Source organism: Bacillus sp. AK25 (assembly GCF_048270685.1).
GTDB classification, from domain to species: domain Bacteria; phylum Bacillota; class Bacilli; order Bacillales; family Bacillaceae; genus Bacillus; species Bacillus altitudinis.
The window spans coordinates 1,110,751-1,125,462 of record NZ_JBLUWC010000001.1; the positions used below are offsets into that span (position 1 = coordinate 1,110,751).

The window sequence follows — 14,712 nt, forward strand, 5'->3', positions numbered from 1 at the left end:
CAATTTTAATTTAAGAATACAGATCAATATTCATTCTACAAATTGAGGAGTGAAGATTTATGGTAACATTATACACATCACCAAGCTGTACATCATGTAGAAAAGCAAGAGCGTGGTTAGAAGAGCACAATATTCCATACCAAGAGAGAAACATTTTTTCTGAGCCTCTTTCAATCGATGAAATCAAAGAGATTCTTCGTATGACGGAAGATGGTACAGATGAAATTATCTCAACACGTTCTAAAGTATTCCAAAAACTAAATGTAAATGTTGAGACAATGCCGCTTCAACAATTGTATAAACTAATCAATGAGCACCCTGGTCTTCTAAGACGTCCAATTATTTTGGATGAAAAAAGACTGCAAGTTGGGTACAACGAAGATGAAATTAGACGTTTCCTTCCTAGAACGGTTCGTACATTCCAACTTCGAGAAGCTCAGCGACTTGCTAACTAATAGACAACACGAAAAGCTGCCGATCATTTGGCAGCTTTTTTTATTTATTTTCAGCCGTTTGTTCGTAAAAGAGACTGGCTAAAATAACGGTTGCGACGGTTAAAAAAGGAAGCAACAATTCAAGTGTTGTATGCTGCGCCATAAATTCATTCAGTTTTACATCACGGACAATCATTTCTCCGCCAGTAAAAGCTAAAAGTGCACTCCCTCCGTATAAAAGAATCGGAAACTTGGTTAGTGCTGCATGAATCAGCTTACTCCCCCAGATAATAATCGGGACTGAAATCATTAAGCCAAAGGCAGTGAGCACCATGTTCCCTTTAGCTGCCCCTGCAACAGCGATCACATTATCAAGTGACATAAAAAGATCTGCAATCACGATGGTCTGAACAGCACGCCAAAGGGAGCCGCTGCTTTTAATCCGAATGGATTCTTTCTTTTGTTCAATTAACAAATTGTATCCTATATAAAGGAGAAAGAGACCGCCGATAAATTGCAAATAGGGGATGGTCAATAAATAAACGGCAGCACCAGTCATGGTGATTCTCATCAGCACTGCCAAAAGTGTGCCGATCCATATGGCTTTGTTTCGTTTTTCATTTGATAAGCTTCGACTGGCCATCGCAATGATTAATGCATTATCTCCGCCTAGTATGAGGTCTATGCCAATAATCATCAGTAAGGATACGATCCACTCTGTTTCCATCCAGTTCACCTCATTTCACTAAAATAGCTCGTACAACCAATATATGAAGACAATTCAAATATATGTTTCTGCAAGTTTTCTCTGCAAAAAATGCGTTTTTATTTCTTTTATTCATGTTTTATCATAAAATAGACAGTACACAGCAATACCTCATTTCTTTAAATGGTTAACATGTAGACGGAACGGGTAAAGTGTAGTAAAGTACTATTAATTGGGAGCTTGTATGTCCCTTCAACATCTTATATAGAAGGGAAGGTTGGCAAAATGGAAATCGAAAGAATAAATGAACATACAGTCAAATTTTATATTTCCTACGGTGATATTGAAGATCGCGGTTTTGACCGTGAAGAGATTTGGTATAATCGTGAGCGCAGTGAAGAGCTGTTCTGGGAAGTGATGGACGAAGTGCACGAAGAAGAAGAATTTGCAGTAGAGGGACCACTTTGGATTCAAGTACAGGCACTTGATAAAGGTCTTGAAATTGTCGTGACAAAAGCCCAACTTTCTAAAGATGGACAAAAGCTCGAATTGCCGATTCCAGAAGATAAAAAAGATCAAACAGATGAAGAAAGTTTAGATGCTCTGCTTGATGATTTTCATAAAGAAGAGCAAGATCAAGAAGATCATAATGAGAAGGACAAAAAACTTCAACTTCAGTTCGTATTGAAAATGGATGACTTTGAAGATTTGATTGCACTTTCTCAATTAAATATGCAGGATTTTACGACAAGTTTATATTCGTTTGAAAACCGTTATTATCTATATGTTGACTTCCACGAGGATTTGTCAGATGAGCAGGTGGAGAATCAGCTTAGTATTCTGCTTGAATATGCTCATGAATCAGTGGTCAGCATCTACAGACTGCAAGAATACGGTCAGCTGATTGTCAAAGAGAATGCGCTTGAAACGATTCAACAGCACTTCTCGTAACAACCAAAAGTCGATTTCTATAGAGGAATCGACTTTTTTATCTGAATGAAAAAGTAAACAAAGTGATCGGCAAGGAGAAAATGAAATGAGAAATGTAGTCAAAGTTCTATTTTTTCTTATCATTACGATAGGTGCTTATTTGATTATCCAAATTTTTGCCGGTGATCTAGCGGTAAGTGTATTAAGTTCCGTCAGTGTTCTATTCACTTTATCGATTATCTTCATCGGGTTTGTTATTTTCTTAGAAAACAGAAACCCCTCTCAAACGATTACGTGGCTTGTGCTGCTTGGGAGCTTTCCGCTTTTCGGGTTTTTGTTTTATATTTTCTTTGGACGCAATATTAAAAAGCGCAGACTTTTTGAAAAGAAAGCGGTACTAGACGAACAGCTTGTCCAGGAAGATGAACGTATCCACAGAGAAGCGATTGAAAAAATGACTCATATGGGTGACCATCAGCAGCTCTTATTTAAACTGGCCCACAGACTTGGACATACCCCTATTACGTATCGCACATCCTCTAAAGTTCTGACCAATGGAGAAGAAACGTTCTCTCATATTTTTGAAGAGATCAAAAAAGCAACACATCACATTCATCTAGAATATTATATTCTCCGTCATGATGATCTGGGACAAGAATTAAAGGACATTTTAATCGAGAAAGCAAAAAGTGGTGTGATTGTCCGCTTTTTATATGATGATGTAGGCAGCCTAAAACTCTCTCGTCAATATATTGCTGACTTAGAAAAGGCTGGCGTGCAGATCGTTCCGTTTTTACCAGTGAGACTGCCCTTATTAAATAATAAAATCAATTTCCGAAATCACCGGAAAATCGTGGTGATTGATGGAGAAGTAGGATTTGTCGGCGGACTTAACATTGGGGACGAATATATGGGCAGAAGCAGACAATATGGATTTTGGCGTGATACGCACCTGATGATTAAAGGTGAGGCCGTTCGTGATTTGCAGCAAATTTTTATGCAGGATTGGTATTACATGACCAATGAAAGATGCTCGGGTGTGGATTATTTTAAAGATTTCAGTCATATGGAGAGTCGAGCAGAAGGAGTACAAATGATTGCTGGTGGTCCTGATAAACAGTGGGAAGTCATTAAAAATCTCTTTTTCTCCATGATTATCTCCGCCAAAAAATCAATTTGGATTGCTTCACCTTATTTTGTACCTGATGATGATATTTTGTCCGCACTGAAAATTGCTGCTTTGAGCGGAGTCGATGTACGAATCATTGCGCCGAAAAATCCAGATAAACGCATCGTATTTCATGCGTCCCGTTCATACTTCCCCGAACTTTTAGAAGCAGGTGCGAAGGTATATGAATATGATCAAGGCTTTATGCATAGTAAGTTTATCATTGTGGATAGTGAGCTAGCATCAATTGGTACAGCAAATATGGATATGAGAAGTTTTCATCTGAACTTTGAAGTGAATGCTTTCCTCTACAAAACAAAAAGCACAGAGAAGCTGGTCAACGACTTCTTAGGTGACTTAGAGCAGTCACATGAAATTGTTCCAGAAGAATTTGCGAAGAGGCCTTTAAGGGTGAGGCTGTTTGAATCAACAGCAAGATTATTATCACCTCTTTTATAAAAATTGTATTTCCCCCCTTTTCTAAAAGGGGGATTTTTTATTTTACTAAGGGAAAGTAGGTTGAAATCGTGTTTTGATACGATAAAAATTCATTTTCGATATTCGCTTCCTGATGAGAGAAAAAGCTATAATACGGTCATCAAAGAGCAAGGGGCGAAATATATGAATGCAGCAATCATGGAGAATGGCAAGCTGATTCGCATCACACAACATCTGACTAAAAGGCGGCTAGAGCATGTAAGAGCTACGTGCAAATTTTACTGTCCTGAATGTAGGCAGGAGGTTCTATTAAAGCTAGGTGAGCATCGTGTCCATCATTTTGCACATAAACAGCTCTCGGCATGTCCATTAGCGTCCACCGGTGAAACAGCTTATCATCAGGCAGGGAAGATTGCTCTTAAGGATTGGCTCACACAGCTTGGATATGAGCCGTTACTAGAGAAATATGTCTCAAACATTCAGCAGCGCCCTGATGTGACCGTTGCTATAGAAAATAAAAGCTATGCCATCGAATTTCAATGTGCAAATATTTCGTGGAAAGAGCTACATAAACGAACGGAAGGTCTCCGTGCTGCGGGGCTCTATCCTATATGGATCATAGGGGCGAATCGTTTAAAACGAATGGCTGGCCAGCTCTTTTCATTCTCCTCCATTCATTGGGGCATTTTAAGGCAGTCAAAGAATAGGAGACTCATTTTTTATTGTCCGATCCAAAATAGATTCATCCACCTGGATCAACTTCTCGTGTTTCAGCCAACGAAAATATGTGCCTCAATGACTGTTAGACCGCCTTCAGCTTATCGCCAACTACCAGCACTCTTATCTGTTTCCTCGAGCAATCATCAATTGTATAAAGAGTGGCTCAAGTGTATTCGGCAATTTAGGGAGCGGCCACCCCGCATTTTAGCAAATGAAAGCAAGCGTTTAAGAACCATTTTTTATGAGCATCATCAAACAGCATGGCCATTTCTACCGACAGAATTATTTATCCCCCTGACAGAAGCATATATCTTTTCAAGCCCTGTTTATGTGTGGCAAGGATGTCTTTATGATTGGATGGTTAGAAAGGGAAAAGAACAAGTGACCATTCATCTTCTTTTAAAAGAAATTGAGCGATGTGTCCAGAATAAAGAAGTGAAGCTCCGATATACCAATGTCACAATAGAAGAAATCAAAGAGGTGATCATTTCATATGTACGGGCGCTTGTGAAACTAGGGTTTTTATACATGACGAAAGAGGGTAATTATCAAGTAACGTCGAATCAAAAGCCTATACGAACAGCAGATGAAGCGATAAAACGAGATGCTTTCTTATTTCATTAGCATGTTTCATGCCCACTTTGATCATGATAAGAAAAAGGTGGTGCTGCTATTGAATAGAAAGAAACGCTTTTTTCTCATTTTTTTAGTTTGTTTGGTATTTATTTCTGCATATGATTTGACAAATATAGTTCAAAACAAAGAAGATAAATACAACACCAATTTCTTTCACTTTCCGAAAGGTTGGTTCAACACAACTCATGCAAGGGGGATTCATATGACTTCACAAAATAACAACAATCATTTACCAGACAGAAGCGAAGTAAAAGAAGAAAACAAATGGCGCCTTGAAGATATTTTTGAAAGTGTCGATTCTTGGAATAAGGAATTCGAAGCTGTAAAAAAAGAAATTCCGAAGCTCGCCCAATTTAAAGGCAAGCTGGCCCATTCTGCTGATGTCTTGTATGAAGCCCTAACATTTCAGGATCAACTTTCTGAAAAGCTTGGCAAGCTTTATACATATGCGCACATGAAATACGATGAAGATACAACAAATTCATCATTTCAGGCTTTAAATGATAAAGCATCCAATTTATTTACACAGCTGTCTAGTACATCTGCCTATATTGTTCCGGAAATTTTATCTATTCAAGAAGATAAGCTGCAGCAATTCATTTTGGAAAAAGAAGAATTAAAACTTTATTCTCACGCTCTCGAAGAAATTAACAAAGAGCGTCCGCATATTTTAAGTGAAGAGCAAGAAGCTTTATTAGCTGAAGCCTCTGAACCTTTATCAACATCATCCACTACGTTTAGTATGTTTAATAATGCAGATATTTCGTTCCCTTCTGTTAAGGATGAAAATGGAGAAGAAAAGAAAATTACTCATGGCAACTTCATTACCTTTTTAAACAGTGATGATCGTGAAGTGAGAAAGAATGCTTTTAAAGCCGTTTATAAAACGTATGATCAATATAAGAATACTTTAGCGTCTACACTCAGCGGCTCGATTAAAAAGGATAATTTTTATGCGAAAGTACGTCATTACAAATCGGCAAGAGAAGCAGCGTTATCACGCAACAGTATTCCTGAAGAAGTGTATGACAATCTAATTGATACAGTTCATCAATATTTACCGTTATTACACCGCTACATTGAATTGCGTAAAAAGGTATTAAAGCTTGATGAAGTGCACAATTATGACTTGTATACACCATTAGTAAAAGATGCTGGCATGAAGCTGACCTATGATGAAGCAAAGGATTATATGCTGAAAGGGTTAGCTCCATTAGGAGAAGAATATGTTTCGGTATTAAAAGAGGGACTCGAAAATCGCTGGGTAGACGTTTATGAGAATAAAGGGAAACGAAGCGGCGCATATTCTTCTGGAAGCTATGGTACGAATCCTTATATCTTAATGAACTGGCAAAATAATATTGATAATTTATTTACGCTGGCTCATGAATTTGGTCACTCTGTTCATAGCTACTATACAAGAAAGCATCAGCCATATCCGTACGGAAACTACAGCATTTTTGTAGCGGAAGTTGCTTCTACAACAAACGAAGCATTACTAGGTGAATACTTACTCAATCATTTAGAGGACAAAAAGCAGCGCTTGTATGTGCTCAATCACTTGTTAGAAGGATTTAGAGGGACGGTATTCAGACAAACGATGTTTGCAGAGTTCGAGCACCTGATTCATGTGAAAGCGCAAGAAGGGGAGGCATTAACGCCAGAGTTTATGACGAACCTGTACTACGACCTGAATAAGAAGTATTTTGGCGACGGTATGGTTGTGGATAAGGAAATCGGATTAGAATGGACCCGAATTCCGCATTTCTATTACAACTATTATGTGTATCAATATGCGACAGGCTATAGTGCGGCTCAGGCATTAAGTAAGCAAATTTTAGAAGAAGGGAAACCTGCAGTGGAGCGCTATACAGACTTCCTTAAAGCAGGAAGCTCTGACTATCCAATTAACGTGCTGAAAAAAGCTGGTGTAGATATGGCATCAAAAGAACCAATTGAGGCAGCATGTCAATTGTTTGAAGAAAAATTAAAGGAAATGGAAGAGCTCATCTCAAAGACTGGTGAGTAACGAGAAGACTTCTGTCAGATGTGTGAGTGCAAACTCACCTTTTGGCAGGAGTTTTTTCTTGAAATAAAAAAGACCAGATTGTTGACAAAGGGCTAAGATGAACTTGATTTTAGCCCTTTGACTTCTTTTTAGCGTGATAGAAAACCTTTGCAGCTAGGAAGGTCGAGTTACTCGCGCAGAGCGAATTTGACATTCGTGAGCACCAGCACGCAGGACTGACACCGAATGCGAGGGTTTGCCTACACGCTAGACCTCGTCTATATGAACGAGGTTTGTACATTCAATGATTACGCTTTAAATCCTTTGAAGGTTTTTCGGTGATTCATTCGATAGAGTGTAAAGAGAATGGAAGCGAATAGGAGTGGAGATGTCAGGTAAAGAGGTAGCATCTTCATTAAGCCTAATATATTTAAACAGAAACATAAGCCAATGGCAACAAGTCCAATGGTTGTGCTGCGCATGCAGATCCCCCCATTTTTTTGTTACTTTCACTATATGAAAGTGACAGTCCTCTTATGTTTTGTGACAAAAATATGAACATATAGTATATCGGTTGTCATAAGTCGACAAAATTTGATATACTACAGATGTGAAATTAATCACATACAAACATTACCCCTTTGTTTGACCGTGAAAAATTTCTCCCATCCCCTTTGTTGTCGTTAAGACATAGTGAAACCGCGCTTATCCCGGCGCGGTTTCTTCGTACTTATAAATAGAACAAATGTTCTTTTTTGGAGTTAAGAAAAAACATGGGTCAGCACCCATGTTCATTCTCACAGCGGTAGACATCAAGATCTGAATGATTGTCTCCTTCTGTATAACGCCAAAACATTTCCTGATGTACTTGTACACGTTCTACCTTTTTAGCAAATGCGAGTTTTTTCATCTCGCGCTCAACTTCTTCAAGGGTCAGGTCATATACAACGGCAATTTCTTTTGCTGATGCAAATTGAAAGTAAGCGATAAACCATTCAATTGGCGGTCGTTCTGAAGGTGTTGGTTTTTCGCCAATCATTTCAAAGAGAATTTCCTCGTAAATATCATAAGAATATGCACCTGAAATCTTTAATCCTTCTTCACCATTGATCGTATTAAAAAAGGCGAAAGTGGGAAGCTCAGACACATCCATTTCAGCTGCGATTTTCATATCACATTGGAGCGCTTTGACAGCACTTTGAGAATGGATATCTCGCTGGAACTCTTCAATGTCCAGTCCAGCCGTTTTTGCATTTTCTAGCAAGACTTGTTCACTGGTGACGTCTTGCTGATGGCAAAAAAGCGATTCTTGAATAAGTCGTAAAAATTTCATTCCGCATTTTCTGCCCTGTAGTTCAGCTGCTTTTAATGCAAGAGAGGCGAGATAAGGTGATGTCACAATTTGTTCAGACAGCATTTGTTCTTTTTTGGTCTGAGTTTTCGTGGCAAATTTCCCCCACGCTTCGGTTAGTAAATGTTTTTTTCGTTTCCGGTTCAAAGCATTAATACTAGAACTTGTAACCGTTCGTAAAGTGAAGAAACGGCCATATTTCATTTTCAACTTTTTAATTGATGGCTCTAATAACCAGCAGTCCGGGCTGAGAGGATCAATGAATACATAGATTTCAATCGGCTTTTGAGGATGTCCGTGACAATGTGAGAAATATTGCTCATGCGGATTGCAGCTCAAGATCGTCCGTCCTTTTCAGGTATTTGGTTGACCATGTGACGAGCCGTCAAAGACAGTCGCTCAAATAAAAAGTCACGAATATCGCCGGTTAGTCCTACTTGATCCATTGCATCCTCCATGCATTCAAGCCATGCGTCCGCCCGCTCCTCAGTAATCGGAAAAGGGAGATGTCTCGCCCGTAGCATTGGGTGACCATGCTCCTCAGTATAAAGCGGCGGTCCGCCTAAATATTGAGTTAAGAACTGTTTTTGTTTTCTTGCTGTTTCTTTTAAGTCATCCGGGAAAATAGGATGAAGCAAAGGATGACACTTTACATTTTCATAAAAAGTATCAACAAGTTGCGATAGAAGTTCCTCTCCAACCGCTTCGTAAGGTGCGTTAAACGATTGTACCATGTTGACTACTCCTTTAACTCGTAGCTAATAGGATGGCTCACCCTATTGCGAATTTCATGTATTTCAAAAGTGATATTCAGTTTGTTCTATTTTGTTGTTTCTATTCTTGTATACTTATTTTAACAACCTCAACTCAATTCCACAAACAAACCGCTTTGGTCCTTTGGGAATAGTGAGGGAGACAGGTTCCGTGTTCAATTGACCATATCATAACACATTCAGTCAAAAAAGGGTGAAAAGCGACATACAAAAAACCGAAGAGGTTATTCTCTTCGGTTTAGGCGAAATATTGAGCTGTGATTTTCTTTACATAATTTTGTGTTTCTTTAAATGGAGGAATGCCTCCGTACTTATCTACATTCCCTGAGCCTGCGTTATAAGCGGCTAAGGCGAGTGAGACATTTCCATTATATTTTTGAAGCATTTGTTTTAAATACTTCGTTCCGCCTTCAATGTTTTGGGCTGCATCAAAGGCATTGTTCACGCCAAGTGATTTAGCAGTAGACGGCATAAGCTGCATCAGTCCAAGTGCACCAGCATGGCTGACAGCATTCGTGCGATAACCGGATTCTTGCTTGATCACTGCGTGGATCAGCTTTTCTGGAACTCCGTGCTTTTGAGCCATTTGTGAGACGATCTGATTAATCTCTTTTGATGAAGAGCCTGAAACAGCTTTTTGAAGCGGCGGTGTGTAGCTGTTATTTAAGACGTTTCCAATACCATTTGCGGTATTCAATTGGCTGTCATTTGCATAAAGAGACTGAGATTGAAGCTGCTCACTGCCTGCTATCGCAGATAAATATGGGTTCATGCGTGCATATTGCGTGTTCGGAGACGTAGATGGGTCCGATCCCATGAAAGCAGAAATGGAAAGCGGGAGACGAGATAATTCAGATCCGCCTAAAAAATCTTGCAACAGCGACTGGAATGAAGTCTCAGCGCTTGATTCTTGTCCAGCTGTGAGTTGTGTTTGTCCATTATCAGATTGTAACGTTTTGAGTGCTTGAAGCTGCATAAAGGATTGAAGTTGATTGACGTTCATCATGTTCCTCCTTCAAGGAATTCATCTATTCTTTTGTTTTCATTTTTTCTTCATAAAAACGTGCGACTTTGTTTTTCGTGTGTCTTGGTGGGATCTGAAATTGCTGAAGCAATGCTGTGAAAGCGGCTTGTCCAATGTCTAAATCGCTCACTTCAAATTCAAGTTCATAGTCCTCTACTGTTAAATATCGGCTGTGATCCAAAACAATTAAGCCTTCTTTGATCATTTTTTCTGCTCTTGACGTTTCCAGTGAACCAAAATACACGATTTGATCTTTTTGGATGTGAAGGTTTACTAATCTGTCTGCCACTTCACCTTCTGGCAGATGGAAATGTTCAAGACTTGCGGGAGGATCGATCGTTTGGTGAGTTTCCAAAAGGCCGATCTTATGCGGTTCCTTTAATGTGAGGACCCACTGCCCGCCTTTTTCTCTCATTCGTAATGCAGCGAATTTGGATTTTATATCAAATTGAGGTGTATCAAAATAATAGTTGGTTTGAGTGTGGAAGTCCTCGTCCTTTAATTGAAAATATTCTTTTAGCTGTTCAAATTCTTCTTTCATTAATAATTGTTTTAGTTCTATCTCAATTTCCTGTGCCATTTTGACATCAACCTTTCATTTAGAGGAAATATGATTATTGTACATGAAAAGCTTCTTTTTTTCTTATTTATTCCTTAAAAAGAGACGTATATAGATGCTAAATGAGGCAAAATGAACAACGAAATGGAGAAATCAAATTTTCTCAAAAAGTTCGGTTTATCAATATTGAACTTGATATGATAAAATAAAGCTGTACTTTGTTGTAAAGGAGATCATGATGCAAAACAGAATTGAAATCACAGAAGCAACTTTAAAAGAAGACAGGCTGATCTTGACGGTCCAGTCAGATGAGCAAATTCAAAAAGCAAAAGCATCAGGACAAATGCTTGTTGATTCTGATCACTTTGCGTTCGTTTACATACTTGAGACTGAGGAGTCTTTTACGTATCTTATTTTAGGAGAACATACATGGGCTCCATTAAAAGAAGCAATGAATCGTGAAATCCCTGTCTATTTGGCGGCGGAAGAGCAAACGCTAGAACTCATTCAACTTCATCAGGAATTAAACTATTTAATCGACAATATTAAAGACAATGCCAATTACGGAGATATGGAAGAGAAAGTGAAGAGCACATTCCTCTGAAATAATTAGGTATTTGGAATTGGGGGAAGTTTCATGGACAAAAAACAATGGGATCAATTCCTCGCACCATATAAGCAAGCAGTCGAAGAATTAAAAGTGAAACTAAAAGGCATTCGAAAACTGTATGAATTTGAGGATGACCATTCACCAGTAGAATTTGTCACTGGCCGAGTGAAACCCGTTGCCAGCATATTGGAAAAGGCAAAGCGTAAAAACATCCCGATGCATGAGATTGAAACAATGCAGGATATTGCAGGGCTTCGCATTATGTGCCAATTTGTAGAAGATATACAAGTCGTCAAGAAAATGCTTCAGTCACGAAAAGACTTTGTGGTTGTAGATAAACGCGACTATATTGCAGAACATAAAGAAAGCGGATACCGCTCGTACCACCTTGTTGTGTTATATCCGCTGCAAACGATCAATGGAGAGAAGCAGCTCCTCGTCGAAATACAAATCCGTACATTAGCCATGAACTTTTGGGCGACCATCGAGCATTCTCTGAATTATAAATATAGCGGGAATATCCCGGAGAAGGTCAAGCAGCGCCTTCAAAGAGCTTCTGAGGCAGCATCTCTTCTTGATGATGAGATGTCTGAAATCAGAGGGGAAATTCAAGAAGCGCAAGTGGCATTTTCCCGGAAAAAGAAAAACGATAGTTGAGCATAAGCTTGATCAAATATGATGCTGCTTTCTCGTCGCAGCAAGGTGGAAAAGGAGAAGAATTCATGAAATTTGCAGTTTCTTCGAAAGGGAATTCTGTATCTGACACACTTAAAAATAAAATACAGACCTACTTATTGGATTTTGGAATGGAATTAAATGAAGAGGAACCCGATCTCGTCATTACAGTTGGCGGAGACGGAACCCTTTTATACGCTTTTCACCGGTATAGCAACCGTCTGAACGAAACCGCTTTTGTCGGCGTACATACAGGCCATCTTGGTTTTTATGCGGACTGGGTCCCGAGTGAAATTGAAAAGCTTGTGTTAGCCATTGCCAAAACGCCTTATCATATTGTGGAATATCCGATTCTTGAAGTCATCGTCAGGTACAACGATGGGGGCAGGGAAGAAAAATATTTAGCAATGAATGAATGTACGATTAAAAGTATGGAAGGTACACTTGTGGCAGATGTTGAGATTAGGGGTCAGCTTTTTGAAACATTCAGAGGAGATGGTCTTTGTTTGTCTACACCATCTGGTAGTACAGCCTATAATAAGGCACTTGGCGGGGCTATTATTCACCCATCCATTAGGGCGATCCAGCTGGCAGAAATGGCTTCAATCAACAACAGAGTGTTTAGAACGGTCGGTTCGCCGCTCATTTTGCCGGACCACCATACGTGTGTGATCAAACCGATTAATGATGTGGATTTTCAGGTGACGATAGATCATTTGTCGCTGCTGCATAAAGATGTGAAATCCATTCAATGCCGAGTGGCAGACGAGAATGTCCGGTTTGCCCGATTTAGACCATTTCCGTTTTGGAAAAGGGTGCAAGATTCCTTTATCGGCAAAGGAGAATAAGAAAGAGGTTGTTCTCGCTGGAATACTTTAAGATAAACAAAACCATATCAGCCAAAGAAGAAGGCAGGCTGCTGAAGGACTACTTAATCGATCTTGGCATTTCAAAACGAATGCTGACAGATATTAAATTTGATGGCGGTGACCTTCTGATTAATGGAGAGCATGTGACCGTGAGATATGAGCTGCGCGAGGGAGACAGGCTCACCATTTTATTCCCTGAGGAAAAAGTGAGTGAAGGGCTAAAACCTGCGGCCATTCCGCTTGATATTTTATTTGAGGACGAGCACGTGCTTGTGCTGAATAAAAAGCCGTATATCCCATCGATTCCTTCTCGAGAGCACCCTGAGCATAGTATTGCAAATGGACTGCTTCACCATTATGCTAAGCAGTCTGTTCGACTGACTGTCCACTTGGTGAACCGTCTTGATCGTGATACTTCTGGTGTCATGTTAGTCGCTAAACATCGCTTTGCACACAGCCTTTTATCAAAGGCGCAGAAAAAAGGGGAAGTCAAGCGAACATATAGAGCCATGACACATGGCATGATCACGCAAAAGGAAGGAACAATTAGAGCAAAAATTGCTCGAAAAGGGGACAGCATTATTGAACGAATGGTGGATGAATCTGGTCAGGAAGCCGTAACACATTATACGGTGCGGGCGGTACATACTCATTTAGATATGTCTGATGTGTCCCTCACCCTTGAAACGGGAAGAACTCATCAAATTCGTGTTCACATGCAATTCCTTGGTCATCCGCTTGTTGGAGATACGCTATATGGTGGAACAAGCGAGAGAATAGGCAGGCAGGCACTTCATAGTGAAACCCTTGTTTTTCCGCATCCGATAACAGGGGAGTCCATGACCTTTTCGGCTCCTTTGCCGGATGATATGACATTATTGCTTCAGTAAACAAGTAAACCCGGTCACCTGTCATGGTGGACCGGGTTTTTTATTGCGTGAAATGCTGAAATCTTGAATCATCAAATGGCATAGATGAAGGAACAGATACTGTCTCAAGCTCTGGATATCTAAGGGCAGAGAGCTTGTGGCCAAAGACGCAGCCTGTATCAATGTTAACCGTTCTACCGATAAATCTTGGTGCTTTTACGGGTGTATGCCCGTACACAATCCATGGTTTTCCGTGATATTCCTTTGCCCAGTCCTTCCTGACAGGTCGACCGTCTGGCCATGTTTCTCCGGTGACTGCTCCAAATAATAGATAAGACCTCATCTGTTTGTTCGGTTTTTTGCCAATATCCTTTTCCTTCATTGCTGCGTGTGCAATGATCAGTTCATTCGGAATCAGTACATCATAAAGCGGTGCCTTTTCAAATAAATGTTTAAATTCACGTGATAAAATGGTTTGTTCATCATGCGGCAGGTTTTTGATTTCGTTCACCGTTGTTTCAATGCCGTGCAGTAATTTTACGGGATTTCCTTTCAAATAGCGATACAGCTTAAAACAATGGTTGCCAGGCACATAGCGGATGGCGCCCTTAGAATAGGCGTGTATGACAAATTGCATCACGGCAACTGATCGAGGGCCGCGGTCTGTTAAATCACCAACAAGGGCCAGTGTTCTCTTATCAGGGTGGACAGGTAGTCCGTGTTTGAGTTCGTATCCTAGTTTGTGTATGAGGGTAAGCAGCTCTTCGTAGCAGCCGTGGATATCGCCGATGATATCGAATTTCATAAAGGTTCCTCCTGATTTTTTCATCCATTTATCGGATATAAAGAAGTTTGAATTTTAGAAAATATAACGAATGGCTTTCATTTCATTTGGGCAATTGTTAGAATCAATGCTTTAACGTAAAACTTAAAAATTAAACA

16 protein-coding genes are annotated in these 14,712 nt (G+C 39.7%); 9 read left to right on the forward strand and 7 right to left on the reverse strand.

The genetic code is table 11. The features are described from left to right. Window positions 1–59: 59 nt before the first annotated feature. The gene (gene spxA / locus ACNO7B_RS05640) at window positions 60–455 is read left to right on the forward strand and encodes a transcriptional regulator SpxA (protein ID WP_003211421.1); all 396 of its coding nucleotides are present in this window, start codon (window positions 60–62) and stop codon (window positions 453–455) included. A 40-nt stretch (window positions 456–495) separates the two neighbouring features. Here the strand turns inward: spxA and ACNO7B_RS05645 are convergent, their stop codons facing one another. Further along, window positions 496–1,161: a TerC family protein gene (locus ACNO7B_RS05645; RefSeq protein ID WP_007499010.1), complete on the reverse strand. Its 666-nt coding sequence runs from the start codon at window positions 1,159–1,161 to the stop codon at window positions 496–498. A gap of 264 nt (window positions 1,162–1,425) precedes the next feature. Here ACNO7B_RS05645 and mecA point away from each other — a divergent pair, with 264 nt between their 5' ends. The 4 genes from mecA (at window position 1,426) to pepF (ending at window position 7,061) form a co-directional block, all read left to right on the forward strand. Continuing rightward, window positions 1,426–2,091, forward strand: coding sequence for an adaptor protein MecA (gene mecA, locus ACNO7B_RS05650; RefSeq protein ID WP_417901292.1), 666 nt, complete (start codon window positions 1,426–1,428; stop codon window positions 2,089–2,091). An 85-nt stretch (window positions 2,092–2,176) separates the two neighbouring features. Next, window positions 2,177–3,697, forward strand: a complete 1,521-nt coding sequence (gene cls, locus ACNO7B_RS05655; RefSeq protein ID WP_008348473.1) for a cardiolipin synthase — start codon at window positions 2,177–2,179, stop codon at window positions 3,695–3,697. Window positions 3,698–3,859: 162 nt separating this feature from the next. Beyond that, window positions 3,860–5,020: a competence protein CoiA gene (locus tag ACNO7B_RS05660; RefSeq protein ID WP_417901293.1), complete on the forward strand. Its 1,161-nt coding sequence runs from the start codon at window positions 3,860–3,862 to the stop codon at window positions 5,018–5,020. A gap of 214 nt (window positions 5,021–5,234) precedes the next feature. Continuing rightward, window positions 5,235–7,061: an oligoendopeptidase F gene (gene pepF / locus ACNO7B_RS05665; RefSeq protein ID WP_282706805.1), complete on the forward strand. Its 1,827-nt coding sequence runs from the start codon at window positions 5,235–5,237 to the stop codon at window positions 7,059–7,061. A gap of 287 nt (window positions 7,062–7,348) precedes the next feature. Here the strand turns inward: pepF and ACNO7B_RS05670 are convergent, their stop codons facing one another. The 5 genes from ACNO7B_RS05670 to ACNO7B_RS05690 all read right to left on the reverse strand — a co-directional run bounded on the left by ACNO7B_RS05670 (window position 7,349) and on the right by ACNO7B_RS05690 (window position 10,768). Continuing rightward, window positions 7,349–7,522 carry a hypothetical protein gene (locus tag ACNO7B_RS05670; RefSeq protein ID WP_008348466.1) on the reverse strand — a complete coding sequence of 58 codons (174 nt, stop codon included), beginning with the start codon at window positions 7,520–7,522 and terminating at the stop codon, window positions 7,349–7,351. A 296-nt stretch (window positions 7,523–7,818) separates the two neighbouring features. Further along, entirely contained in the window at window positions 7,819–8,730 is a 912-nt protein-coding gene (locus ACNO7B_RS05675) for a ClpXP adapter SpxH family protein (RefSeq protein ID WP_007499002.1), read from the reverse strand. After that, window positions 8,727–9,125, reverse strand: a complete 399-nt coding sequence (locus ACNO7B_RS05680; protein WP_007499001.1) for a thiol management oxidoreductase — start codon at window positions 9,123–9,125, stop codon at window positions 8,727–8,729. The genes ACNO7B_RS05675 and ACNO7B_RS05680 overlap by 4 nt, the downstream gene beginning before the upstream one ends. A gap of 277 nt (window positions 9,126–9,402) precedes the next feature. After that, window positions 9,403–10,167, reverse strand: coding sequence for a lytic transglycosylase domain-containing protein (locus ACNO7B_RS05685; RefSeq protein WP_008348461.1), 765 nt, complete (start codon window positions 10,165–10,167; stop codon window positions 9,403–9,405). 25 nt (window positions 10,168–10,192) lie between these two features. Beyond that, window positions 10,193–10,768, reverse strand: coding sequence for a CYTH domain-containing protein (locus ACNO7B_RS05690; RefSeq protein ID WP_255233740.1), 576 nt, complete (start codon window positions 10,766–10,768; stop codon window positions 10,193–10,195). 217 nt (window positions 10,769–10,985) lie between these two features. On the opposite strand from ACNO7B_RS05690, the gene ACNO7B_RS05695 reads away from it, so the two are divergent. From ACNO7B_RS05695 to ACNO7B_RS05710, 4 genes are all read left to right on the forward strand, one after another. Further along, window positions 10,986–11,351 carry a hypothetical protein gene (locus tag ACNO7B_RS05695; protein ID WP_008348459.1) on the forward strand — a complete coding sequence of 122 codons (366 nt, stop codon included), beginning with the start codon at window positions 10,986–10,988 and terminating at the stop codon, window positions 11,349–11,351. 33 nt (window positions 11,352–11,384) lie between these two features. Then, window positions 11,385–12,014, forward strand: a complete 630-nt coding sequence (locus ACNO7B_RS05700) for a GTP pyrophosphokinase (protein ID WP_008348457.1) — start codon at window positions 11,385–11,387, stop codon at window positions 12,012–12,014. A 65-nt stretch (window positions 12,015–12,079) separates the two neighbouring features. After that, complete coding sequence (locus ACNO7B_RS05705; protein WP_008355343.1) at window positions 12,080–12,880, forward strand: NAD kinase; 801 nt, start codon at window positions 12,080–12,082, stop codon at window positions 12,878–12,880. Window positions 12,881–12,897: 17 nt separating this feature from the next. Further along, the gene (locus ACNO7B_RS05710) at window positions 12,898–13,791 is read left to right on the forward strand and encodes an RluA family pseudouridine synthase (protein WP_175415476.1); all 894 of its coding nucleotides are present in this window, start codon (window positions 12,898–12,900) and stop codon (window positions 13,789–13,791) included. Window positions 13,792–13,831: 40 nt separating this feature from the next. On the opposite strand, the gene prpE is transcribed toward ACNO7B_RS05710, so the two are convergent. Beyond that, entirely contained in the window at window positions 13,832–14,575 is a 744-nt protein-coding gene (gene prpE / locus ACNO7B_RS05715; protein ID WP_138825548.1) for a bis(5'-nucleosyl)-tetraphosphatase PrpE, read from the reverse strand. Window positions 14,576–14,712 lie beyond the last annotated feature (137 nt).

Coding starts and splice junctions, on each gene's coding strand:
- spxA (WP_003211421.1), top strand. CDS start 60: ATGGTAACATTATACACATCACCAAGCTGTACATCATGTAGAAAAGCA.
- ACNO7B_RS05645 (WP_007499010.1), bottom strand. CDS start 1,161: ATGGAAACAGAGTGGATCGTATCCTTACTGATGATTATTGGCATAGAC.
- mecA (WP_417901292.1), top strand. CDS start 1,426: ATGGAAATCGAAAGAATAAATGAACATACAGTCAAATTTTATATTTCC.
- cls (WP_008348473.1), top strand. CDS start 2,177: ATGAGAAATGTAGTCAAAGTTCTATTTTTTCTTATCATTACGATAGGT.
- ACNO7B_RS05660 (WP_417901293.1), top strand. CDS start 3,860: ATGAATGCAGCAATCATGGAGAATGGCAAGCTGATTCGCATCACACAA.
- pepF (WP_282706805.1), top strand. CDS start 5,235: ATGACTTCACAAAATAACAACAATCATTTACCAGACAGAAGCGAAGTA.
- ACNO7B_RS05670 (WP_008348466.1), bottom strand. CDS start 7,522: ATGCGCAGCACAACCATTGGACTTGTTGCCATTGGCTTATGTTTCTGT.
- ACNO7B_RS05680 (WP_007499001.1), bottom strand. CDS start 9,125: ATGGTACAATCGTTTAACGCACCTTACGAAGCGGTTGGAGAGGAACTT.
- ACNO7B_RS05685 (WP_008348461.1), bottom strand. CDS start 10,167: ATGAACGTCAATCAACTTCAATCCTTTATGCAGCTTCAAGCACTCAAA.
- ACNO7B_RS05690 (WP_255233740.1), bottom strand. CDS start 10,768: ATGGCACAGGAAATTGAGATAGAACTAAAACAATTATTAATGAAAGAA.
- ACNO7B_RS05695 (WP_008348459.1), top strand. CDS start 10,986: ATGCAAAACAGAATTGAAATCACAGAAGCAACTTTAAAAGAAGACAGG.
- ACNO7B_RS05700 (WP_008348457.1), top strand. CDS start 11,385: ATGGACAAAAAACAATGGGATCAATTCCTCGCACCATATAAGCAAGCA.
- ACNO7B_RS05705 (WP_008355343.1), top strand. CDS start 12,080: ATGAAATTTGCAGTTTCTTCGAAAGGGAATTCTGTATCTGACACACTT.
- prpE (WP_138825548.1), bottom strand. CDS start 14,575: ATGAAATTCGATATCATCGGCGATATCCACGGCTGCTACGAAGAGCTG.